This window comes from Bradyrhizobium barranii subsp. barranii (assembly GCF_017565645.3).
GTDB classification, from domain to species: Bacteria; Pseudomonadota; Alphaproteobacteria; order Rhizobiales; family Xanthobacteraceae; genus Bradyrhizobium; species Bradyrhizobium barranii.
In genome coordinates, this window is sequence record NZ_CP086136.1 from 8,257,036 (window position 1) to 8,278,270 (window position 21,235).

Genomic DNA, 21,235 nt, shown 5'->3' on the forward strand with positions numbered 1-21,235 from the left:
ATCACGTGCTGCTGAATCTGTTTCTTCACCTCACTCGTCCAGGAAGGTTCGGCAATGGGCGACGAACCTCGCCGGATATTGGAACAGCGCGCCGTGGCCCGAGTCGGGATAGATGATGAGCTGCGCGTTCTTCGTCGCTTTGAACATGTTGTAGGCGTTAATGCTCGGAAACATGGTATCGTCGCTGCCGTGCACGATGAGCGCCGGCTGCCCGATGGCGCGTAGCGTTGCGTCGCCTTCATCCTTGCGCGCGCACCAGCCGATGATTGCCCTCGCCTGAGGCTCGCTGACAGCGTCGCCGCTGTCCGGATCACGACCTTCAGAGCGGGCCGTTGCGCGGGCAACGAAGGCACGGCCGGCGCGCTGGCTTTCTTCGGAAGGCATGAAGAACAAGGGCAGACGCACATCCGGCGCACCTCGGGAGAAGGCGTCGTCGACCACTTCGAGAAGGTGTTCTTCGCCACCTCGTGGTGCCGCGCCGGCGATGATGACCTTGCCGATCAGGTCGGGGTGCTGCACGGCGAGGACTTGGGCGAGCATACCGCCGAGGGAGAAGCCGAGAAGATCAATCTTCGACAGACCAAGGCCCCGCACGAATGACTCGGCATCGGCCGCCATCTGTTCCACCGTGTCGGGCGTCCGGCCAGTCGAAGTGCCGATGCCGAGGTTGTTGAACGCAATGACCGGCCGCGTTTCGGCAAGGCTGTTCATCACTTCCGGATCCCAGGAATCCATCGTCCCGGTGAAGTGCTGCAGCAGGATGAGCGGTGTCCCGACCGTTGGGCCAAGCCGCCTGAAGGCAAAGCGGACGTCGCCGACGTTCAAGTATTCTGTTCTTGCGGTTTCGAGTGACATGATTGTTCCTCTGTGAGCTGCCTCGCCAGAGGCAAGGTCGATCCGGATGATTGGCGGCGCATCTACATGGTGAGGACGATGCGGAAGCGGGCTTTCCCCGCCATCATCTTGCGATAGGCTTCCGGCGCGCGTTCCAGCGGCATCGTCTCGATCATGGCAGTGACGCCGGCGAGCGAGCTGAAGCGCAATGTGGCCTCGGCGGTGGCCGGGTCACCGGTCAAGGCGCCCTCGACAGAGCGCCCGCCGAACAGAAGGTCCGAGGTTGCGACCTCTACGGGTTCGGGAGATGCACCGAGTGCGATGATCCGGCCGCGCGGCCTAAGCCCCTTCACCGCGTCGGCCACGGCCTTGCCGCCCGACGCGGTGACGACGACAAGATGAGCGCCCCCCAGATCTTGCAACGCCGAAGCAACCGGGGCGGTCGAGCTGTCGATATAATGATGGGCGCCGAGCTTTCCGGCGAGGCCATCCTTGTCCGGCCCGCGTCCGATTGCCACGACCTCGAAGCCCATGCGCCGCGCGAACTGCACGGCCAGATGTCCGAGGCCCCCGATGCCGATAACGGCGACGAGGTCGCTGGCGCGTGCGGGAGAGTTGCGGAGCGCGCTGAAGGTCGTCAGTCCCGCGCAGAGCAGCGGAGCAGCGTCTTCCGAGGCGAGACCATCGGGGATCGACACGAGGCCGCTGGCGCGCGTGAGCATGTATTGCGCGTAGCCCCCATCATGATGAATGCCGGTGAACTCCTGGTTCCGGCAGTTGACGAGATCGCCGCCGCGGCACTCTGCACAATGTCCGCAACTGCCCCCGAGGAAGCCGACGCCGACACGCTGCCCGAGCGTCCAGCCCTCGACGTTATTGCCGACCGCATCGATCACGCCTACCGCCTCATGGCCCGGCACGCGCGGCCATTGGATTGGGAAGGCTTCTTCGACCGTCGCCGCGTCGGAGTGGCAGACGCCGCAAGCCTCGACGCGAAGGCGGACCTGCCCCGGGGCGGGATCGACAAGCGGCTTTTGCGTCAGTTCGAGCTGTCCCGGCCCGACGGCCTGGACGGCGGTGTATGTTGTCGGATGGTGCGACATGAAAGCTCCAGCGTCTGAAAAGCTATCAGAGCGCTACCAGCGGCCTCCCGAAGCCGACAGGACGTAGATGCCGTCATTCCGGCCATGAACATGGCGAAACGTCGCCGGAACAACCATCTAGGCGGGTAGCAACCGTTACGGAGAAAGCATGAAGATTGGCCTTGTCCTTTGCCCGAATTTCCAACCCGTCTGCTTCGGGGCCGTTGCGGCGTTCGACGTGGCCAACAAGCAAGCCGGCGAGACGCTCTACGAAGTGCGCGTCCTCTCGGAGGAAGGAGGGCTGGTCGCCTCGTGGGCCGGCATGCAGGTCATGACGGACCCATTCGACGGCGCGCCCTATGACACGCTGATCGTCGCCGCGGGCCTTGAGATACCGACGTCGTCGCCGGGATTGGTCCGGCTGCTTCGCGCCGCCGCCCGGGACGCGCGGCGGGTTGCCGCCATCTGCCTGGGCTCGTTCGTCCTGGGAGATTCCGGGTTGCTGAACGGCCGGCGCGCCACGACCCATTGGCGTTACGCGCAGGCGCTGCAGGACCGTTTCCCTAGCTGCGAGGTCGATATGGACAAGATCTTCATCGCGGATGGGCCGATTTGGACGTCAGCCGGCATGACGGCGGGAACGGACCTCGTCGTGGGCATGATCGAGCGCGACCACGGGTCCGACATCGCCCGTTCAGTCGCAAAGGGCATGGTCATGTATCATCGCCGCTCCGGCGGACAATCCCAGCATTCCACCTTGCTGGATCTCGGCGCGAATGAAGACAGGGTTCAGCGCGCATTGAACTACGCGCGTCAGAACCTTGCCGAAAGCCTGACGATTGATGACCTTGCTGAGGCCGCATGCCTCAGTCCCCGGCAGTTCACGCGACTGTTCCGGTCAGAAACGGGCACCACGCCGGCGAAGGCGGTCGAAGCGCTGCGGGTCGAAGCCGCGAAATTGATGCTGGAGCAGAGCCGGTTGCCGATCGAGGTCATCGCCCGTGAGGTGGGGTTCGCGAACCGGGAGCGGATGCGCCTGGCGTTTGCCCGCGTGCATGGAGAGGTTCCGCGAGCCATCCGCAATGACGCCGGACCGCTCGCGACGCTTTAGCCAGCGGCCCGAAGAAGCACTGCTTCCAGTTCGCGGTCGAGGTAGAGGCCGACTTGCAGGACACGATCGTCGCCGAACTGGCCAAACAGCGACAAAGGCTATCGGCTTCCGCTCCCCATTGCCCCGTGAGGAGGTTCACGGCGGAACATCCGCCATGAACTCCATCGGATGATCTTGCGCCGTTGAGTTCGAACCCCAAAAGGCTCATGGCTAGCCAAGGCGGATGTTGGAGAGATCGATCGAAACGACGAGCGGCTCGGTGCTGAAGCTGCCGTCCGGCTGACGGGCATAGATCCGACGCTTCGTCGGGAATTTGATGCCCGAGACTTCCGCATAGTCTTCGATAATGTGCGCGCCGGGCGTGTTGCCCGCGATCTCGACGTCATAGTCGTGGCGCTTCAGCAGCCCCTCGCCGTCGAAATAGAGCGTCTGTACGGTGCTATGCGTCGCGATCCCGCCGGGAAACCGTACGGCGAGGCGGCGCCAGTCGCCGCTATCGGTCGGCCAGGGCTCCAGTTCCTCGGTTTCGACGCCCGGCCACGCAAGCAGGAACGGCATGTTCAAATAGGTCCACATGGCGCATCCGGCGAAGTAAGCCAGTTGCAGCTCCGTCCACGGCGTTTGCAGCGTGTGGCCGGCGAAGCTTGCCCGCGGATCAAGCAGCTCTTCGAGAGCTGTTCCGCTCGCAGCTTCCAGGGCGACGCGGCCCGGCTCGAAGCGGGAGCGTCGATTCCCGGCGCCGAACGGGGCGTGCGAAGCCCACTCTTTCTTCAGACCCACCGTGACGTTGGTCTGCTCGAGGGTGAGCGCCTGCCCCTTCAAGGACCACAGGGCGCCCCCCTGTATGAGATCGGCGGAAACCTGCTCGAATTGCCGCCAGCGATCGAGGCCCCCATGAGCTTCGATGGCAAAATCCTTGAGTTGCTTCATTGGTGCGCTCCTGCGAGAGCCACGCGGGATCGCGCGGCCTTTGTGGCGGGAGCCTAGATGCTCGGCCAAGCCTGCCGAACGACTTAGATGCCTTGATTCCAGACACGACCGCGAGCCGGGCTTTCCAAACGCCTCTGCAAGCCGAGTGCGCTACCTTAGACGCTGGTACGATGCCGTTTCGACCCGGTCGACCGTTAATAATAAAACGGTTTCATTCGTGAAAACGCACCGCTTGAGCAACTGACGCGCGGCTGGTTCGATACATGCGAGCATCGGATTGCTCGGTTGTGGGCAAGTCCCTCAATGCGTCGGCTTGGCGCTGTAATTGAGAGCTGGCCCCGGTTGTTTGGACAGCGCCCCGCTGGATTTAAGTGGATTCCTGCCGGGTTATGCTGAACGCGGGGCTTTACGGTTTTGTCGTTGCGTCGGGAGGGCGTAGCCCGACCAGAGCGACGACAAAACCGTCGGCGACGGTCATGCGGCCATCACCATAGCTTGCGTGCCGAAGTAAGCCTCGTCGGGCGTGCGCCCGTCAAGGCTCGAGTGAGGGCGTCCCTGATTGTAGAAGGCCAGATACTTGGCAATTGACGCTCGCGCCTCGGACACGCTGTCGTAGGCGCGGAGATATACTTCTTCGTATTTGACCGTGCGCCAGAGCCGCTCGACAAACACGTTGTCGCGCCAGGCGCCCTTGCCGTCCATGCTGATGGCGATCTTCGCGTCCAGCAGCACATCGGTGAACTCGAGGCTGGTGAACTGGCTGCCCTGATCCGTGTTGAAAATCTCGGGCCTGCCGTGCTTCGCCAACGCCTCCTGGACCGCTTCGACGCAGAAGGCCGCCTCCATTGTGATCGAGACGCGATGGGCCAGGACCCGTCGGCTGAACACATCGACGACCGCCGCGAGATAGACGAAGCCACGCCGCATCGGAATGTAGGTGATGTCCATTGCCCACGCATGGTCGGGCCGCTCGATCTTCAATCCGCGCAACAGGTACGGGTAGATCTTGTGACCCGGAGCCGGCTTGCTCGTGTTCGGGCGACGATAGACCGCCTCGATCCGCATGCGCTTCATCAGCGTCGCGATGTGGCGGCGACCGGCGTATACGCCCTCCCGCCGCAGCAACGATCGCAGCATACGCGCTCCCGCGAAGGGATAATCGAGATGCAGCTCATCGAGCCGACGCATCAAGGCAAGGTCCTCGGCCGAAACTGGCCGAGGTTCATAGTAGACCGTGCTGCGAGCCAGCTTCAGGACCTTCGCCTGGCGCACGATAGAAAGATCATGATCGCGGTCGATCATCGCTTTGCGCTCAGCAGGCCCGCCCTGGTGAGCGCGCCGGACAAAAAATCGTTTTCCAACGCCAGCTCGCCGATCTTGGCATGTAACGCCTTCAAATCGACCGGCGTCTCGGCCGATGTCTTGTCATGCCCAAACACGCCGGCGGCGCCTTCCAGGAGCTGGTTTTTCCAGATCGTGATCTGGTTCGGATGAACATCAAACAGCTGCGCCAGCTCCGCCAGTGTCTTGTCGCCTTTGACCGCAGCCAAAGCAACCTTCGCCTTGAATGCCGGAGAATGCGTCCGGCGGCTCTTCTTCGTCATCTTCGCTCCTGATTCGCAGCAAGAATCCTCGCCGCTGTCAGGCAGAAAATCCACTCAAGCTACTGTCCGAATTTGCGGGGCCAGCTCTTTGTTCCCCCTTTCGTCCGACGCTGTCGCGATCAGAAATCGGGGAACGAAAGCTCCGTCAATACTTTGGAATCATGAGACCGTCGCTCGCCGTTAAACTACACGGCGCATGTCGCGGATAGCCAAAGGTTCCTACGCGGGGCCCGCTGTTCTCAACAACAAGCGCTCGCACAGATAGCCAAAAGCGGCGGTCTCCGGTTCCATTCCAGAATTGCCAGCCGCGCTCGCAAGCGGGGAGCTGCGTGAGGGGTTGCGCCGATGCTGGCGCTTTCTTACTGAGGCTTCCTATGCACAACCGCATTGATATAGATCCCCAGCACAGCCGAGCAATTGTAGAAGAGATTGGAGGGAGACTACGCGCGTTCCTGAAAGCAGAACCGGAACTACCGGGGAGCCTCAGCACGCAAATCGACCGGCTCCGGGAATTGGAGGAGCAGTCACCATCAATCATTCCCAATGCCGAGCGCTGGGACAAACCTCGGCGGTGAGCCGCCTCGGGACAGTACAGACGGCGCAGCCGAACAGGACGAGCAATGCCACCAGTGATGCTCCGTGCATCAAACATCTTGAGAGAGTACGGTGAGGCGCGATCCGAGTTGATCGGCAAGGCCGTCGTCCTTACCGATGGACAGGCAGGCACGGTCGAGCACGTTTGGCTGGATGAACTGCACGGGCTCCGCGTTTCGATCGCTGGTCATGATGGAAGATGGCCGGTCTCAACCATCAAGTTTGCTGAGTCCTAGACCTCGCGGCTGCGCGTTGCCCAGATCGCGTGCTCCTTTCAGAACATTCCAATCAAGATGAAAATCCCGACCTCGGTCAGGAAAGTGACGCTCATGATCGCGACCGTAAGGAACACGTCGCTCGCCGAGAGAGGATCCATGAATGCCTCGCATCTTGCGAAGCCCGGGGAGTAAATCATTCAGGCTAGAAAATGTTTCGGTTCCAAACGCAGACGGCGCGAGATGCGAGCGGCGCGGACATCCGAGGCGGCCTTAAGGCGAAGCCCGCTTAGGGGCATTTCGAGACCTGGCCGCTGTTCTGAACGATGTCGGGTTGCCCCTCACGAACCGACACCGCCGAGCCAGAGCATAAGGTCGGCAAGGGGGCCAACAGGCGACAATGATGAGCAAGGCCGCCAACTGGGGCGGCCTTACTCACTCTTAAATTCCGCAATCTTTCGATCTTGACACCATAGCTCTACGTCGTAGCCATCTACCAAGCATCTGGCGCGCTTCTTGGCTTCGGTTTCGTCCTTGCACATTAGAATGATGCGAAGCTCGATATGCCCTGCATCTACTGACCCCCTTCGCGCTCGGTCGGCCTGAGACGGCCTTATTCCTCAGGGGGTTGCAGACCCGAGGACGTCAGCCATTCGTCTATATGAGAAGCGGTTTCGAGCTGGCGCAGTCTGCGTTCTAGAAGATCGCGCTGCGGTCCTGGCTGCGTATTTTCGATTTCCGCTATGATGCGAGCTCGTTCCACGTGCAGATTGTCGTCGATGTGGGATTGTGAGTGTCGTCCCATGGCACTCTCCTTTCCCTGCGTGAATTGGGAGGGAGCGCAACTGGCGTTCTCACCACCGATCAAGGCACGGTGCCGTGCGGTGATAGAACTAGTATGCACCCGGAACGGGAGCGACGCCAGGATCCGGTAGTGGCCATTGAACCGGATCTGAGATCTCGCCACTTCGCTCATGGGCCAACAGGGGAAGCAGCGCGGCTCGACCGTTCACTGAGCAAGCACGTCCTGATGGCGTCCGGCGTGGCCAAGCCTGGAACGCCTCAGCGACAAGATTAGCGGAAAAGCAGCCGCCGGGTTGAGAGCGGCGACGGCTTCTTCTTTACGCGCTCAGACGGCCGCGACTACCCGTCGCGTCGCATGAAGGAAACGGTTAGCGGGCGCTGCGGCGCCATCAATTGGATGACGCTCCTGTTTGCGCAATTCATCGACTAGACGTTCGAGGTAGGGTGGCAGAGGCGAGGCTTCGAGAGATAAGTTCTGTTGCAATCCGTCACCCACCTCGTCATAGATCGACCGGGCGGCCTTATGATCAATGTGGTCCGATATTCGACTGGTCGGTTCCATATCGCGACCTTTCGATTAGGCCCCACGATTAACTCAAGTTACAGGGATGCGAAAATGTTTCGCGCACATTCGAAGAATGCCGATGGCTCCGTTGAATGGAACGAAGACACTGTGTGCGTCAGAACGATTGCCATTGTCAGCGCTGATACCTGCAACCCGCTGAATTAGTGAAACTCTTGGGGCGCGACTTTCAACACTTAGAATGTCCGTTCCGGGTCAGGAGCGTTGCTGTGGCCGTGCGCCGGTCACTTCCGATCTACCCCCGACTCCAGACGTGGCGCTGCGATGCGATAACTGACGCGAAGGGCCAGAACCGGACCTCATACGCCCTTCTATGAAGAGAGCGATGCGACATTCAGGAGTTGGGCCCGATGCTCCTGAGCATGGCCTTGTCCCGGTGTGGCGTGGCGCGGTTTCGTGCCTGCTCACGGATCGCGAGATGCGAGGTACGCGACAATCGCGAGAAGGTCCTGCTCGTCGAGATTGGCTACAATTTGGGCCATTAACGGGCTCCATTCTCCCGTTCGAGCGCCATGCTGGAAGTCATAGAGCTGCCGGAACATGTAGCTCGGTGAACGACCAGCAATGCTTGGCAGCGGTCCAAGCCCTTTCAGGTCCGCGCCATGGCACAACGCGCATTGGATCGTTTTGCCCGACCCACCTTTCATGACTAGCGCCTCGCCTTTGGCGAGGCTCCCGATTGGTGCATACGCTGTGAAGGTCGATCGAGGGTCGCGGCTTTCGAAGCGGAGCAGATCGTCGGGGATCTCCACGATCCGCGCTCCGATCGGCTCGCGCTCGCTGGTTTCCACCGCCGCCCAAAGCAGACCCGCCACATAGGTCTTTGGCGCGGTGTCGCTCTCGACCACCTTGATGCGTTTGCGCGGCTGCAAGGCCGAAAAGTAGGCTGCCGCGGCTTCGATTTCGGCGTCAGTGATCGGCTTGGAAAGCTCGATCATTAGCTTTGGCGGAATTCGCTCGGGGAGGGCTGTACTACGCGCCCCGCTCTTGTAGTCGGCCATTTGCTGGATGATGTAGCTCTTCGGCAGCCCTGCAAGGTCCGCGTTTTCCGGACCACCAGGCCCGGTGGCGCGGTGACAAAATCCGCATGCGAACACACCGGGTTTGCGACCGTTCGCGACGATGTCCGGCAGCGCGCCGTGATCGCTGGGGTGCCAAATGGGCGCAACAAAACGATCACGCAACTGGCTCCAGGTATAGCCGGCCGTGCTCTCTGGCACGCGAACTGGCTTTCCGTCATCGACGGGAGGCTTGTAGTCGGGATTGTTCGGCGTATAGGCCCAAGCGGGAGGACCGTCTGCGGCGGTTGCCATCCGTATCGCGAGTAAGCCACAAACGATCACAGACGAGAGCAGCGCGGGAACAATCCTCATTTTCAGTTCCCCGAGTGTCCGGGCCGGCAGCTATGGGGAGCTTGCCTCACCCATGAACTCCGGGCAAGCCATTCAGCTGCGACGTTTTGATCTCGGCGTTGCTGTGAAGCCCCGCCGGGTTCGACGTGACCGGGGTCATTCATGACGCGAAAGTCGGTACCCCCTATTCGGTCAAGCACGACACCAAGTATGTCTGAGTTGGGTCAAAAGCCGATATCAGCCCAACTCGTTGTTATGCCCCCAATGGGGCCACAACCGGGGCTTTGCTTGTTTACTCAATGACCGTATCGGCAATCGCGACGAGCGCAGGAGGTACGGAAAGCCCCAGCTGCTTGGCTGTCTTGATATTAATGGACAACTCGAATTTGGTGACTTGGTAGATCGGGATGTCGCCGGGCTTTGCTCCTCGGAGAATTGCGTCGATATTATTGGCGACGCGCTTATTCAATTCGATCAGGTCGAACGAATAGGCCATTAAGCCCCCGGCCTCGACGGATTCGGTAAACGAAAAAATCGTCGGAAGCTTCACGTCGCTGAGCAACTTGGCGATCAAAGTGCTGTTTTGAAAGGTCTCAGGCGAAGGGAGGACCATGACTGCATTTGCACCGTCGCGGGAGATGCTCTCGATGGCCGCCCGATAGTCTGCTTCGCTGGCACCAAATTCCACTAAAGACACCCGGAGAGCGAGGCTTGCCGCTTCGGCCGCTGCGCGAATTGCGGGGCCTGCGGTTGGCCCATTCCAGTACGCTCGAAGAGCGAGACACCCAAGTATCGAGATCGTCGGAACCATCTCGCGCAACAGTGCAATTCGCTTTCCATGAATGGATAGACCAGCGTCGATGCTGGCTCCCGTGAAATTGCCGCCTGGGTGAGCCAGACTTTCGGCGAGCCCTTGCTTAACGGGGTCAGATGTTAGCTTTTTGAAGATGACGGCGTCAGCGCCAATGACGTAGATGATTGCCGGGTTGCCCCGAACGACTTCCGTCGCCAGGGCTTCGAGGCCGGACGTGTTCTGCTCTCGGCCGTAACGTTCGACCTCGAGGTTTTGTCCCTCTATCTGCCCCAACCGCCGAAGCTCAGCGAATAAGGCTCGCCAAGCTTTGGTTTTGCTATGCTCACGCAAGACCGCGCTTGGCTCTGCTGGGCTGAAAATAGCAAGGCGCTTGCGATTGGGGATCTGCTGTGCACCCGCAGCGAGCGGCCATACGACCGCCGCACCGCCAACAAGAAGACTGATGAAATCGCGCCGTCTCATGCAGCCCTCCAAGGAGGCTCAGGACCACGCTAAATTCAGTTGGAAGCATACCACATCGCGGCATGGGAGTCGGGGTATTGGAGGCGCAAGATGTCGCGCGCGGCAATCCGCTGTTCTGCGTTGCGCCATGACCGCTAAGGGTCAAAGGCTGCCCTCGGCAGCTCCACGACGCTATTCGCTCAGCTCTCGAAAGCGGACAGTGCGAGGCCAAGAGCGGAAGTCAGCTAAGGGCCAAAACCGGAAGTGGAATGGTTTTCGATACATCTAGGGCGATTGATCTTAGGCCTGTACCAAGCGACAGTATGGACATGGAGATGCAGTGTCCGAACTGGAAAAGTCATTCTTGGCTTCCCTATTGTTGGGCCATCTTGATATTTTCTTGTTCGCGGGTGGTGGTCGCGCTCGGGCTGGTATTCTCTCAAAAATATCTGGCCATCGGGAGGGCCGATGTCTGGTCTGCGGGACCGATCTGGTACCACCAATTGTTACAATGGGACTCGGAATGGTATTTCAAGATCGTCACAGAAGGCTATCGGTATAACGGCGATCCGACTATTCAACAGAATATCGTGTTTTACCCGCTGTATCCCGTGCTCGCACGGGGCCTGACAACGATTAGCGGCCTCACGCCTGCGGATGCTTTGCTGTTGGTATCGAATGTCGCAGGATTGTTTGCTATCGTCGTTCTTTTCAAGCTGGTTCGCGAGGAATCTGGTGATCAACTCGCTCTCGCCACCATCGCGCTGTTCAGCTTTTTTCCGGCTTCGGTTTTGCTATCGGCCGGGTATACCGAATCCTTAGCACTGCTTCTAATCGTTTCGTTTTTTCTTGTTTTAAAACGAAAACATTATTTGTCGGCAGCGCTGCTCGCAGGCTTGGCACTTAGCGACCGATCAACGGGCATTGTATTATTGCCGGTCCTTCTCTGGGAGATGTGGCGCAATCGCAATGAGAAGCCATTCCTTGTTGCCCTCTTGCCATGCATCCTTCTCGCGACATCGGGTATCTGGCTGTTCATGATTTATCTCTGGAGCTCTTTCGGGGCTCCGTTTGCATTTTCAGATGGGCAGACGGCTTTCCATCAAGGAACGACCTTGGCTACACGATTGATTGCAGCACTCAAATTTGAACCCTTCACCCGAATGATGCTCAATGACTGGAATCCATGGGGGCAAGCCAGCTGGTTTACATTGTTGTTCGTTGTCCTGATTGTTGTGGGTTGGTCTCGACTGCCCTCAACTTGGACAGTGTTTGCCATGGGTGTGCTGTTGTTGCCATATCTAACACTCAGCGGTGGGCCGGCAGGCTTCGTCTCAATGAGCCGATTTAATCTCCTCTCATTTCCACTTTTTGTAGTGCTGGCTGATTTGGGATTGCGAGCGAAGTGGCTTTTTGCAGGAGTGATAGGACTTTTCGGTGCGTCTTTGCTCATGAACGCCGCCCTGTTTGCTCGGAGAATTTGGATCGGTTGATCGCTACAAGGCGCTCACGGCGACATCTCCCTAGCCGCAGCGACCAGTTTCACACTGCGTACCCCGCAATAGATCTTTCAGATCTAACGTCCGCTCCGGGTCACCAGCGGACAAATCTCGATAAGCTTCCGATAGCCCGCTCCTGCCGAAAGCAGCCTTCGCACCCTCGCTTCGCACTGCTTCGAACCCCTTCGCACTCATGTGCTTCGCACCCCCCTTATACCCCCCGGCCGGTGCGAAGCCCGGCCCCGGTCTCCGAAGACCGGGCCGGGCTTCGCCCTAACTCGTTACTCAGCTAAAAGGTGACTTTGGCGCGCGAGGCGGCAATATCTGCTAGGGACCTATAAGTCGAAATCACAGCAAACAGCATCTCTATTCGATCACCTCATCGGCGCGAAGGAGCAATAAGGTCGGCACGCTGAGACCGAGTGCGTTGGCAGTTTTCATGTTGATCACGAAGTCGAATTTGACCGGCTGCTCTACCGGCAGATCAGACGGCTTGGCGCCTTTGAGGATCTTATCGACGTACCTTCCTGCGCGGCGGAACAGATCGGCTATATCGGGGCCGTAGACGATCAATCCATCACTAGCGAATTGTCGGGAGAAATGAATCGCAGGCAGATGATGTTTCGCCGCGAGCGCGACAACTCGGGGGGCCTCGACAACGGTGAGAGTATCGCCAAAAACAATGATTGCATCCGCGCGCTGGGCTGCGGCCGAGGCAAAGGCAACATCAAGTTCCTCGGCCGTGGTCGCCTGAACTATCGGCAGAGCCGCGCCGAGGTTGCGCGCCGTACTTGGTACCTCATCGGCTAACAACAGCCTGTGCATTGGGTTGCCGGGATTGACCAAGATCGCAATTTGCGAGGCACCGGGCACCAGTTCCCGCAGGATTTCTATTCGTTTTGCGACGAAACTTCCTGGCACGTAGGTCGCAAGCCCCGTTATGTTGCCGCCCGGACGCGCTAGGCTTTGTACGAGGCCGAGTCCCACGGGATCGGCCACAGCTACGAATACAATGGGAATGGTCGTGGTCGCCGATTTCAGGGCTTCGGTTGCCTGTGGTGCCGCGACGACGAGCACATCGGGACGGAGAGCAATCAGATCGGCAATTGAAACTGGCAGTCGGTCCGGGGGTTGGGAAAAACGATAGTCAATAGTCAGGTTTCTTCCGTCTATCCAGCCATTGTTTCGCAATCCATCGAACAACGCCCGCTCGGCTTGATTGAGCGCCTGCCCGCCTCCGTCACCTACGGCGAGAAAGCCAAGTCGATGGCGTCTACCCTGCGCGCGCAAACGCCCTGACCAAGCGAGAAACGCCGCAGCGGCTATAAACTCTCGCCGCTTCATTCGACCCTCATCGCAACTTGAGGAGGACGCAGTGCAGAGTATCAGATTTCAAGGGTCGTGGTACTCGGTGAGATGCTTTGCTGCGTCGCAAAGCGGGAAGGCGCATGCCCGCAACCGGTCACTACCAGCCTCAGCCTGACGTGCGATAACAAACAGAGACTTAAACCGCGACAGCGCTGTGATGATCTCTTCTACCATGCCCTCCGCAAAATATTCCTGCTCAGGGTCGCCGCTCATGTTCTCAAACGGCAGCACGGCGATGGAAGGTCTGTCGGGGAGCGCAAGATCGAGTTTTTGAAGTTCTACCTGATCGTCGGCAACTGTTGCGCCTGCCGGTTCCTTCGCTTCCCGAACAGCTCCAACGAAACGAAAGCCCTTGCGCTGTAGTGTCTTGATGAAGCGTTGTTCGTCGCCAGAATCGCCAATTGCAATCCGGGCGGCGTTTAAGCGGGTTGTCAGCGCCGCATCGGATACGCTTCGCCCATTCCAAATGGCTTTGATGAGGTCATCCGTGCTGACAACTCGCTCCCTATTGCGGATCAGGTAATCGATCAGGTCAAATACCTGTGGTGCGACGGAGACGACGTCCGCCCCGCGATGCAGCTCGCGTCGGTCCGTGTCGAATACGTACTCCGCGAAGAGATAGCGCAAGATGCGAATCCCGTTGGATGAGGGCTCCCATAACCGGGTAGCGCTTTGGCCTCGCCGAAAATCGCGAGAATAAGCCGCCGGTTGGGACAATGTAAGCTGCCGGTCAAGCGTCCCCGCCAATCCCGCGGCACTCTCCCGTCGGGCGAAAAACACCGTCCAGGAGACACCAGAATGACCACGACGCACGGCACTACGTGGCTGGAATGGACATCCGTATCGACCTGGCATGTCACCAGCTTCATCTCGAAATGTTGGGATGCCTTTCAGGAGCGCCGCGAACGCCAAAAATTGAGCGCCACCTTGTCCGACCTAAGCGACGGAGAACTGATGGATCTCGGCACCACGCGCGGCGAGATCGACTACGTCGCCTCGCACCGAGGTATTGACCCGGGGGGCATCCGATCCGGCGAATGGCTGCGATATCTGCCAACGGTGGACGGCCAGGTTGGGCCTAGGCCAACAGCTGACATCGAGGGACGTCAATGGAATGACAGAAGCGGACAGATTAAGTCGGGCTTTATTCGATAACCTCGTCGGCGCGTGTTAGAATGCTCTCCGAGATGTTCAGGCCGAGCCAGCTGACCGCCTCGACCGCGACATTTATCTGGTGCTTGAAGACTTCGGCGCGCGTGCCGGTTGCGCCTGGCGCGAGACCGACGAGACTGACACCGACCTCGAGACGATCCTGCAAAATCTCCGGTCCGGCCAGTACGCCTATCCGGTCCGAATTGTATCCTTCAATGCGGTCGAGGGGTGGTCGCGGGATGCGACTTCCGGGGTCGCCGACGCATTGGCCCAGCGCGCAACCGACACCGACGCCAAGATCTCGTCTGCGCTGCAAGACTTCATCGCCGCTAACGCCACAAAGCGCTTCGACATGCAGCTAGCGCTGCCATTGCAGTGGGTCGCCTGATGTTCAGCGAGGGTAACCCGGCGGCGGCCGGTGCCACGACCACGACGTGCGTCAACTGTGACGATCACGGCTGGGTATCGGGACAGAACATCACCCTGATCAGATTTGGGCGACACAATCAATGAGGGTTGGCCCGAACGCTTCGCAATGCGCGCGAATGCGATCGGCCTTCAAAGAATCAAAAAGAACTTAGGAGCCAGTGAGCCCTTCTCACGTTGTTGAGGAAACAACCCAAGGAGGAACTCATGCGTCGCATCGCACTTGCAGCAATCGTTGTTGCCGTTGGCTTGACGCCAGTGGTGGCTCAACAGACCTCGCCAAACATGCAAAACGAAGCCGATAAAGGCATCAAGACTCAAAACTCCGGTGCGTCGGGTTACGTCGGTGAACAGGACAGACCAGGTTCCGCAGCGCAGATGCCGGGCAGCAGCTCGGGTCGCGCCGATTCTACGACGACGGCACCAAGCGCTCAAAATTCGGGAACAGGAATTGCCGGAGCACCGGGTAGCACAAGCGGCCCCTCTCCTAAAGGTACTGTCGGCCAGAACACGACGACCCAGCAACAGGACTCATCGAATATCAAAGGTCTGCCGGGAAACAAGAGCGGCCCGCCCGCCAAGCGTTGACGGCTCGTTGCTCGAAGGCGCGTGGCGTAATCGCCACGCGCCCTGATTGCTCTTATACCGGCAAATTATCGGTCATGCCGGGAGGAAGCTCATCTGGTTGCGACCGTTCCGCCAGAAGCTGTTTTTCGGCTTCAAACCAGAAGGTCTCCATGTCCCCGCTTGGCTCGCCCGCAGCACGCCAAAGCTCGTAGGCACGAATACGAATGTCTTCCTGACTTAAGTTTGGCATGGTCGCTCCTCCTATTGCGCAAACCTTGCTCTAGAAGTTCTCGCGATCGATCTTCAGTGCCGCCGGAAAACGTATCGACGTTTTAATCTTGCGGTTGTCGTCCGAGCGGCATACTCGATGCGATCTATGTCGGCGTTATCGGCCGCAGTAACGTCCAAACGCCAATTCATGCCGTTCGGATAACCTTCGTCGCATTCGATTTCGACCGCGATGACCAATTCGCCTCCCGGAAAGCTCCGGATCTCCTGCAGTGCTATCAGCTCCAGATCTTTCCTTGACACGCTGATCATTGCGAGGCTCCGCCCGCCACTTCCTCTGACAATACGTTGCGTTATTGCCTCGTTCCTAAAGCTTGAGACGAACAGCATGCCGTCTTGTCGCACACGTCAGGCACAGCAGACCCCCTCAGTTCGTGAGGAACCAGGCTCTCCGCGGTTCATTGTCGCTCGAGGAGGACGCCATGACTGACACGCCATCCCAAACCCAAACCTCAACTTTCGCTGCCGCCAACGAAACGGTCCGCGAGGTCGCACGCGATGTCCGCGAGGGGCTCGGCGACGGCGAGCCGCCTGGCCAGTGGAAGGCTATCGTCAGCGACCTAACGCGCGAAGCTCCGCTCGCATCGCTCGGAATCGCCTTCCTGATTGGATATATATTGGCGCGCCGTTGATCGCTCCCCGCTCTTGGCGTCGAGGACGAGGAACGTGCGGCCTTCCAGGTCGAGGCCGAAACCAACGGCAAGAACGCCGAATGCGTCAAAGCGCGCTGGCCAATTTCCACGATAACCGCGGCACAGCGCGACGCTGCTCGCTGAGGCCGGCGCAGAGATCGCCGAGGCGCTATGCTGGAGCGTCGACATGGCGCAGAAGGTGATCGATCTCTACCTCGCCAGACGTGGCGTGCTGGCGGCCAATGCAATGCAATTTCGAGATCGAAGGACTGCACCACCGGAGTAGAAGCCAAGCAGCGGCTGCTGGAGGCGAATATGATTTGCGCCTTCGGTTTTGCGGCTTCTACGGCGTGATGCGTCGCAGCGATGGTGGCCTGCTGCGCTGCGTCTAAACACTCTTGGAACCACCCATCGGACCATCGGTATGCATTCACCTTTGTTCTGCACGTGGATGCGCGTGCAGGAACACAGGCCGATGAGTTCGCATTGTCCATCAGTTTCATTTGTGCGTGAGGCCGATCATGCAAGTTCTTTGTAGAATGATCGCGATTGCAACAATCCCAGCTTGGATGGCAATCTACTCAACTCCTGCTGTCGGACAAAACTTCGATGACAGGTGGTCCATCATTCCAAGAGCTCACGCGGAGCCAGCTCCTGAAGGAGGCGACCAGACAAGGAAGGACGAAACGCAAACGCAACCTTCGACCACACAGCAAACGCAATCTCAGACTTCGGAAGAGCCCTCGAAAGATCGTTCAAGAGCTCAATCTCAGAATCGAGTCTTCTCCGGCACGGCCTCCTACTATTCTTATGCCAAAGGCAAGACAGCGAGCGGTTCATCGTTTGATCGTAATCGGCTAACAGCAGCGCACCGCCGCCTGCCCTTCGGTACCAAGTTGCGCGTCACCCACGGAAGCCGAAGCGTCATCGTCATAGTCAATGACCGCGGTCCGTTCGTCCGCGGTCGTGTCCTCGACCTTTCGTTGGCCGCGGCGCGGAGCTTGGGTATTACGGATCGTGGCGTGGCTCAGGTTCATGCGGAGGTGTTGTGAACATTCGACCACTCGGGGAGTATCGGACAGATCGCTTGTGCAGATAGATAGCCGCCACTCGAAGCCGCGCGCGAGGCTTTCGAGACCGCATGGTCGGAGCTACAGCCGAGCATTCCCGACAATGCCTTCGCCGAATGGCGCCACGATCGCGACTGGCGGGCCGAGGTTGCGGCCAAGCGGGCGCGGGGCGAGAAGCTCGACAGCGAAATCCGGAGCACGCTGATGCGCTGCGTCTGCGGCACCACATTCGACAGCTGGAAGCCGGCGGAGAGCTACCAGCACCGCGCACACATCACCGCCGCGCGGGCGGCCAATGGGATACGCCGATGAAGCACACCGAAGAACGACCCTATGCTGACCCGGAAGCGGCCGCGCGCAAGCTCGTCGAGCTCGCAGCGAGCGTCGACCCTGTCCAGGACGGCCGGATCTATATCGAGAGGATCAACGCGCCCTTCTTGTTCAAGCTGAAGGGCAGCGGCAGCGAATTCGGCGCCGGGCTCAAACACGCGATCGAGCGCGGCTGGCTCCAGATGCACGAGAGCGGGACTTACGTGCGCTTGCTAGGCCCGGGCGGCCTACTCACTCAATAGATCAGGGTAAAGGACAACCAGCCCGAGAGAAGCGCGCAAAAACCAATTCCCACATAAGGCAATGCAAGGCGCATCGGGTATTCCCTCCGAGACGCGAAATATGCCGTCAGTCTTTCATGGCGGTCGGCCGACGACAACGAATCTGAAGTTGTATCCTTGCGCTTCTTGCGCCGCGCGCCACCTGCAGCATGAAAGAGGCCGCCAACTGAGGCGGCCTGCCTTAATGCCTGCTGATCGGCTCAAATCTATCGAGCCTGGTTGCGCCTTCCCAAAGCTCTACCGTGTACCCGTCTACAAGCAATTTGGCTCGCTCCCTAGCCTCCGCCTCATCGTGTACCTCAAGGTCAACTCGGAGCGTTATGTGCCCCTCATCATCGATTATGTATGCGCGAAACTCTCGCATGACTCCGCCCAAAACACCGCCTCGTTCCGAAGCAGGAACGCTATCGAAACTAGGCGACAATTTCAAACTAGGCCACTGAGCCCGGAAACCGGCTAATGAACAAAAATGAGGTATAGGAGGGCTGCCGCCAGCAGGACGCCCAAAACCGTATTGGCATTGGGACCCATCTTTGAATCCTCTGCCCGTGGAGGCCCCAGCATCGGGCCGGGGGGCGTGATGATGCTGGGGCTTCCGGACAGGCTTCTGTCTCGTGGGACCGAGACCGTCACCGCATAACACAAGCCGGGCGCGACATAGACGTTCCCAGCCAAGTTCTAAATCTCCCCTGCGTGTGGCTGTTTCACACAGCGCGCGCTCGGCCGATCGGGGTCCAGCTGGTGCTACCCCTGCACCGTTGACGTTTTGCGCCGCAGGGATTCTGCCGAGCCAGAACATCGTGGTTTTTGCCAAGTTTTCCCGACGCCCTCGGGCTCGCCGAAGGTAACCTCTAGGCCCCGGCTCATCCCCATTTTAGCTGGGGCCCTTTTTTGGGAACTGTATAGGCGCCCGCACGACGAAAAGTTTCGCAAGAGTTCCTTCACCTTGATCTAGGGATACGGCCGGTGGGCAATAGCGGGAGATCGCTTCGCATGGAAGATGGCGCTCAGCCGTTACCTCGGATGCGAGATACATGAAAATGTCAGGCATAACTTTCGTTGTTTACAATCCGCCCCAGCTGGGGCTCCCGTACCTTGCCGTGATGATTGCACCGAACGGCGAAGTCGTAGCGGTGCCATTCGAAACTCCAGCAGAGGCCGAAAACCACAACATTGAGAGCGCTGCCAAGACTACGCGCTATGCGCCCGCGAGCAGTCGCGAATGACGCCCGCCATCTTGGGGCCAGCCCCGCTCCAAATCCGCCATCCCCACAAACATCCCCGTGGTGCGGCTGAACCTTTTCGCGCGCATCTCTTAGTGGATATCCGGGATTTTGCTGATTCCTCCCGGGCTGGAAGCCGCCGCCCGCGGTATATTTAAGTGGGCGGCGTTCATGCGGAATATGCAGCCTGGTGTCACGGTTCCATCGATGCGGCTGAACAAGCACCGCCATCGAAGAAACACCTCAGACAGGATATATCAGCCTGATAGCCAAGACGGTCGTAAACGCGCCAAGGGCGATGACAGCAATTTTGAAATGAAGATCCTTATCCAAGCCACTTGCCTCCACTCACTCAGCGGCGTCAGCCCCTGGCCACTGGCAAACCGGAAAAACCCGGCGGCCCTTGGAGGAGACCGCCGGGCTGATCCGCCGATCACACCACTTCAATGGCTGACAGGCTGAATAAATGGCGCTGGCTCGTCTGTCCGAATCCCGACAAACCGTCTCGGTTTAGTCGGACGTGTGGCCGACAAGCCACGTCCCCAGCTTGCACTCCCCCTGCCTGGCTGGAGCCGCTTGTAGCTCAGTGGTAGAGCGGCTGACCTGTAATCAGTGTGTTGCCGGTTCGAGTCCGGCCACGGGCGCCAGCAAGCCATCGCGCAGGAACATCGCGGCTAGTGCCAAGTTTTCCCGACGCCCTCGGGCTCGCCGAAGGTAACCTCTAGGCCCCGGCTCATCCCCATTTGAGCTGGGGCCCTTTTCTTCCGGGACAAGGGTCTCAAGGGGAACGACAAGAGCAGGCGAATATTTGAATCGTCGCTGGCTCGCTGCCAGAGTTGGCGGAGCGGACTCGGCCTACCCCCTTGATCCCTCCGGAGCCGGGGCCGTTCTCTTCGCCTTCGTAGTATCGGAGTAGCGTATGCGTTCCTCGCCCTCGATCGTGCCAGCCGACCGCCTCGACCGCGACATCTATCTGGTGCTTGAAGACTTCGGCGCGCGCCGGTTGCGCCTGGCGGGAAACGGATGAGGCTGACACTAACCTCGAGGGCGTTCTGCAAAATCTCCTGTCCGGCCAGTACGCCTATCCGCTCCGAATTGTATCTTTCAATGCCGTCGAGGGGTGGTCGCGGGATGCGACTTCCGACGTCGCCGACGCACTGGCCCAGCGCGCGGCCGACACCGACGCCGAATGCTAAAGCTCGAGGTCGGATAGGCTGGGATGATCCGCGGGACGCGGGGCGCTACGGTCCCAATGATACTTGCGCTCCGATGCCTTGATTGGGAGGTCGTTGATGCACGCGAACCTGCGTCGCATCAGTCCATCTTCGTTGAACTCCCAGTTCTCGTTCCCGTACGAGCGGAACCAATTTTCCGAGTCGTCGTGCCATTCGTACGCGAAGCGAACGGCGATCCGATTTTCATTGAAGGCCCAGAGCTCCTTTATGAGCCGATAATCCAACTCCTTAGTCCACTTCCTAGTAAGAAACGCGACGACTTCCGCGCGTCCTTTCGCGAACTCGGCCCGATTTCTCCAATAGGTATCGGTCGAGTACGCCAAGGCGACCTTTTCTGGGTTGCACGAATTCCAGCCATCCTCGGCCTGCCGTACCTTGATGATGGCGGTTTCACGTGTGAACGGGGGAAAGGGGGGGCGGCTCTCGGACATTTGGGGCTCCATTGGCGAGATTAACTAGAGACCTTCACAACAGTTACTCTAGTGGCATCAGGGCGGCCGTCGAGAACCGACCTTGCAAATTTGCACGATCCTTTTTGACGCACCCTGTTACCACATTGTCCCGACTTGTCGTCGGGCACGGTGTGCAATCAAGAAGCTGCTCTGGCAGCTAAGCGGAGCCCTCCTTCAGCACGTGCATTTAACAAACTGCCTGTTTTTCCCGGTGTATCACAACCACGTGCACGAAATTCTTTGGTGAGCCCACGAAACACAGTGGAAACAGGCCAGGCCTAACGCTCCCCGCTTGGAGTTGAAGAGGGGAGTTCCAAATGACGATTTTCGAAGTGATTGCTGTCGCAC

The 21,235-nt window shown here is 59.3% G+C and carries 19 protein-coding genes and 3 pseudogenes; 11 read left to right on the forward strand and 11 right to left on the reverse strand.

The window, feature by feature from the left end:
• Positions 1–30 precede the first annotated feature (30 nt).
• The gene (locus J4G43_RS40340) at positions 31–855 is read right to left on the reverse strand and encodes an alpha/beta fold hydrolase (RefSeq protein ID WP_208088283.1); all 825 of its coding nucleotides are present in this window, start codon (positions 853–855) and stop codon (positions 31–33) included.
• Between the two features lie 62 nt (positions 856–917).
• On the reverse strand, positions 918–1,937 hold the full coding sequence (locus J4G43_RS40345) for an alcohol dehydrogenase (protein WP_208088284.1): 1,020 nt from the start codon (positions 1,935–1,937) through the stop codon (positions 918–920).
• 148 nt (positions 1,938–2,085) lie between these two features.
• Between J4G43_RS40345 and J4G43_RS40350 the strand changes: the two genes are divergently transcribed.
• Positions 2,086–3,027, forward strand: coding sequence for a GlxA family transcriptional regulator (locus J4G43_RS40350; RefSeq protein ID WP_208088285.1), 942 nt, complete (start codon positions 2,086–2,088; stop codon positions 3,025–3,027).
• Positions 3,028–3,237: 210 nt separating this feature from the next.
• Here the strand turns inward: J4G43_RS40350 and J4G43_RS40355 are convergent, their stop codons facing one another.
• Both J4G43_RS40355 and J4G43_RS40360 read right to left on the reverse strand, forming a co-directional pair.
• The gene (locus J4G43_RS40355; RefSeq protein WP_208088286.1) at positions 3,238–3,957 is read right to left on the reverse strand and encodes a hypothetical protein; all 720 of its coding nucleotides are present in this window, start codon (positions 3,955–3,957) and stop codon (positions 3,238–3,240) included.
• A gap of 474 nt (positions 3,958–4,431) precedes the next feature.
• A protein-coding gene (locus J4G43_RS40360) for an IS3-like element ISRj2 family transposase (RefSeq protein WP_085967151.1) occupies positions 4,432–5,561 on the reverse strand; the annotation gives its coding sequence in 2 pieces (ribosomal slippage) (positions 4,432–5,309 and positions 5,309–5,561; 1,131 coding nt in all).
• A 620-nt stretch (positions 5,562–6,181) separates the two neighbouring features.
• Here J4G43_RS40360 and J4G43_RS40365 point away from each other — a divergent pair.
• Complete coding sequence (locus J4G43_RS40365) at positions 6,182–6,391, forward strand: PRC-barrel domain-containing protein (RefSeq protein ID WP_225005375.1); 210 nt, start codon at positions 6,182–6,184, stop codon at positions 6,389–6,391.
• Positions 6,392–8,161: 1,770 nt separating this feature from the next.
• On the opposite strand, the gene J4G43_RS40370 is transcribed toward J4G43_RS40365, so the two are convergent.
• Positions 8,162–9,130 carry a c-type cytochrome gene (locus J4G43_RS40370; RefSeq protein ID WP_225005377.1) on the reverse strand — a complete coding sequence of 323 codons (969 nt, stop codon included), beginning with the start codon at positions 9,128–9,130 and terminating at the stop codon, positions 8,162–8,164.
• Between the two features lie 271 nt (positions 9,131–9,401).
• Positions 9,402–10,385 carry an ABC transporter substrate-binding protein gene (locus tag J4G43_RS40375; RefSeq protein WP_208088288.1) on the reverse strand — a complete coding sequence of 328 codons (984 nt, stop codon included), beginning with the start codon at positions 10,383–10,385 and terminating at the stop codon, positions 9,402–9,404.
• Between the two features lie 248 nt (positions 10,386–10,633).
• Here J4G43_RS40375 and J4G43_RS40380 point away from each other — a divergent pair, with 248 nt between their 5' ends.
• A complete protein-coding gene (locus J4G43_RS40380; protein WP_208088289.1) occupies positions 10,634–11,857 on the forward strand; it encodes a mannosyltransferase family protein in 1,224 nt (407 codons plus the stop codon).
• 372 nt (positions 11,858–12,229) lie between these two features.
• Here J4G43_RS40380 and J4G43_RS40385 read toward each other — a convergent pair whose 3' ends face one another.
• A complete protein-coding gene (locus tag J4G43_RS40385; protein ID WP_208088290.1) occupies positions 12,230–13,207 on the reverse strand; it encodes an ABC transporter substrate-binding protein in 978 nt (325 codons plus the stop codon).
• Between the two features lie 132 nt (positions 13,208–13,339).
• A pseudogene (locus J4G43_RS40390) lies at positions 13,340–13,858 on the reverse strand (winged helix-turn-helix domain-containing protein); the annotation flags it as partial.
• Positions 13,859–14,029: 171 nt separating this feature from the next.
• On the opposite strand from J4G43_RS40390, the gene J4G43_RS40395 reads away from it, so the two are divergent.
• The 3 genes from J4G43_RS40395 to J4G43_RS56160 all read left to right on the forward strand — a co-directional run bounded on the left by J4G43_RS40395 (position 14,030) and on the right by J4G43_RS56160 (position 15,397).
• Complete coding sequence (locus J4G43_RS40395; RefSeq protein WP_208088291.1) at positions 14,030–14,386, forward strand: DUF1127 domain-containing protein; 357 nt, start codon at positions 14,030–14,032, stop codon at positions 14,384–14,386.
• Positions 14,387–14,465: 79 nt separating this feature from the next.
• Positions 14,466–14,771, forward strand: a complete 306-nt coding sequence (locus J4G43_RS40400) for a hypothetical protein (protein WP_225005379.1) — start codon at positions 14,466–14,468, stop codon at positions 14,769–14,771.
• A 245-nt stretch (positions 14,772–15,016) separates the two neighbouring features.
• Positions 15,017–15,397: a hypothetical protein gene (locus J4G43_RS56160; RefSeq protein WP_208088292.1), complete on the forward strand. Its 381-nt coding sequence runs from the start codon at positions 15,017–15,019 to the stop codon at positions 15,395–15,397.
• 52 nt (positions 15,398–15,449) lie between these two features.
• Here J4G43_RS56160 and J4G43_RS40410 read toward each other — a convergent pair whose 3' ends face one another.
• The gene (locus J4G43_RS40410) at positions 15,450–15,626 is read right to left on the reverse strand and encodes a DUF2934 domain-containing protein (protein WP_208088293.1); all 177 of its coding nucleotides are present in this window, start codon (positions 15,624–15,626) and stop codon (positions 15,450–15,452) included.
• Between the two features lie 53 nt (positions 15,627–15,679).
• The gene (locus J4G43_RS40415; RefSeq protein ID WP_225005381.1) at positions 15,680–15,916 is read right to left on the reverse strand and encodes a hypothetical protein; all 237 of its coding nucleotides are present in this window, start codon (positions 15,914–15,916) and stop codon (positions 15,680–15,682) included.
• 170 nt (positions 15,917–16,086) lie between these two features.
• On the opposite strand from J4G43_RS40415, the gene J4G43_RS40420 reads away from it, so the two are divergent.
• The 5 genes and pseudogenes from J4G43_RS40420 to J4G43_RS40440 all read left to right on the forward strand — a co-directional run bounded on the left by J4G43_RS40420 (position 16,087) and on the right by J4G43_RS40440 (position 20,396).
• Positions 16,087–16,296, forward strand: coding sequence for a hypothetical protein (locus tag J4G43_RS40420; RefSeq protein WP_208088295.1), 210 nt, complete (start codon positions 16,087–16,089; stop codon positions 16,294–16,296).
• Between the two features lie 776 nt (positions 16,297–17,072).
• A pseudogene (locus J4G43_RS40425) lies at positions 17,073–17,348 on the forward strand (septal ring lytic transglycosylase RlpA family protein); the annotation flags it as partial.
• 326 nt (positions 17,349–17,674) lie between these two features.
• Positions 17,675–17,938 (forward strand): hypothetical protein, encoded by a 264-nt coding sequence (locus J4G43_RS40430; RefSeq protein WP_063984131.1) that lies wholly within the window; start codon positions 17,675–17,677, stop codon positions 17,936–17,938.
• A gap of 1,373 nt (positions 17,939–19,311) precedes the next feature.
• On the forward strand, positions 19,312–19,662 hold the full coding sequence (locus J4G43_RS40435; RefSeq protein WP_208088296.1) for a hypothetical protein: 351 nt from the start codon (positions 19,312–19,314) through the stop codon (positions 19,660–19,662).
• 457 nt (positions 19,663–20,119) lie between these two features.
• Positions 20,120–20,396, forward strand: a pseudogene (locus J4G43_RS40440) (hypothetical protein).
• Here the strand turns inward: J4G43_RS40440 and J4G43_RS40445 are convergent.
• Positions 20,393–20,866, reverse strand: a complete 474-nt coding sequence (locus tag J4G43_RS40445; protein WP_208088297.1) for a nuclear transport factor 2 family protein — start codon at positions 20,864–20,866, stop codon at positions 20,393–20,395. The pseudogene J4G43_RS40440 and the gene J4G43_RS40445 overlap by 4 nt on opposite strands.
• Between the last annotated feature and the right edge of the window lie 369 nt (positions 20,867–21,235).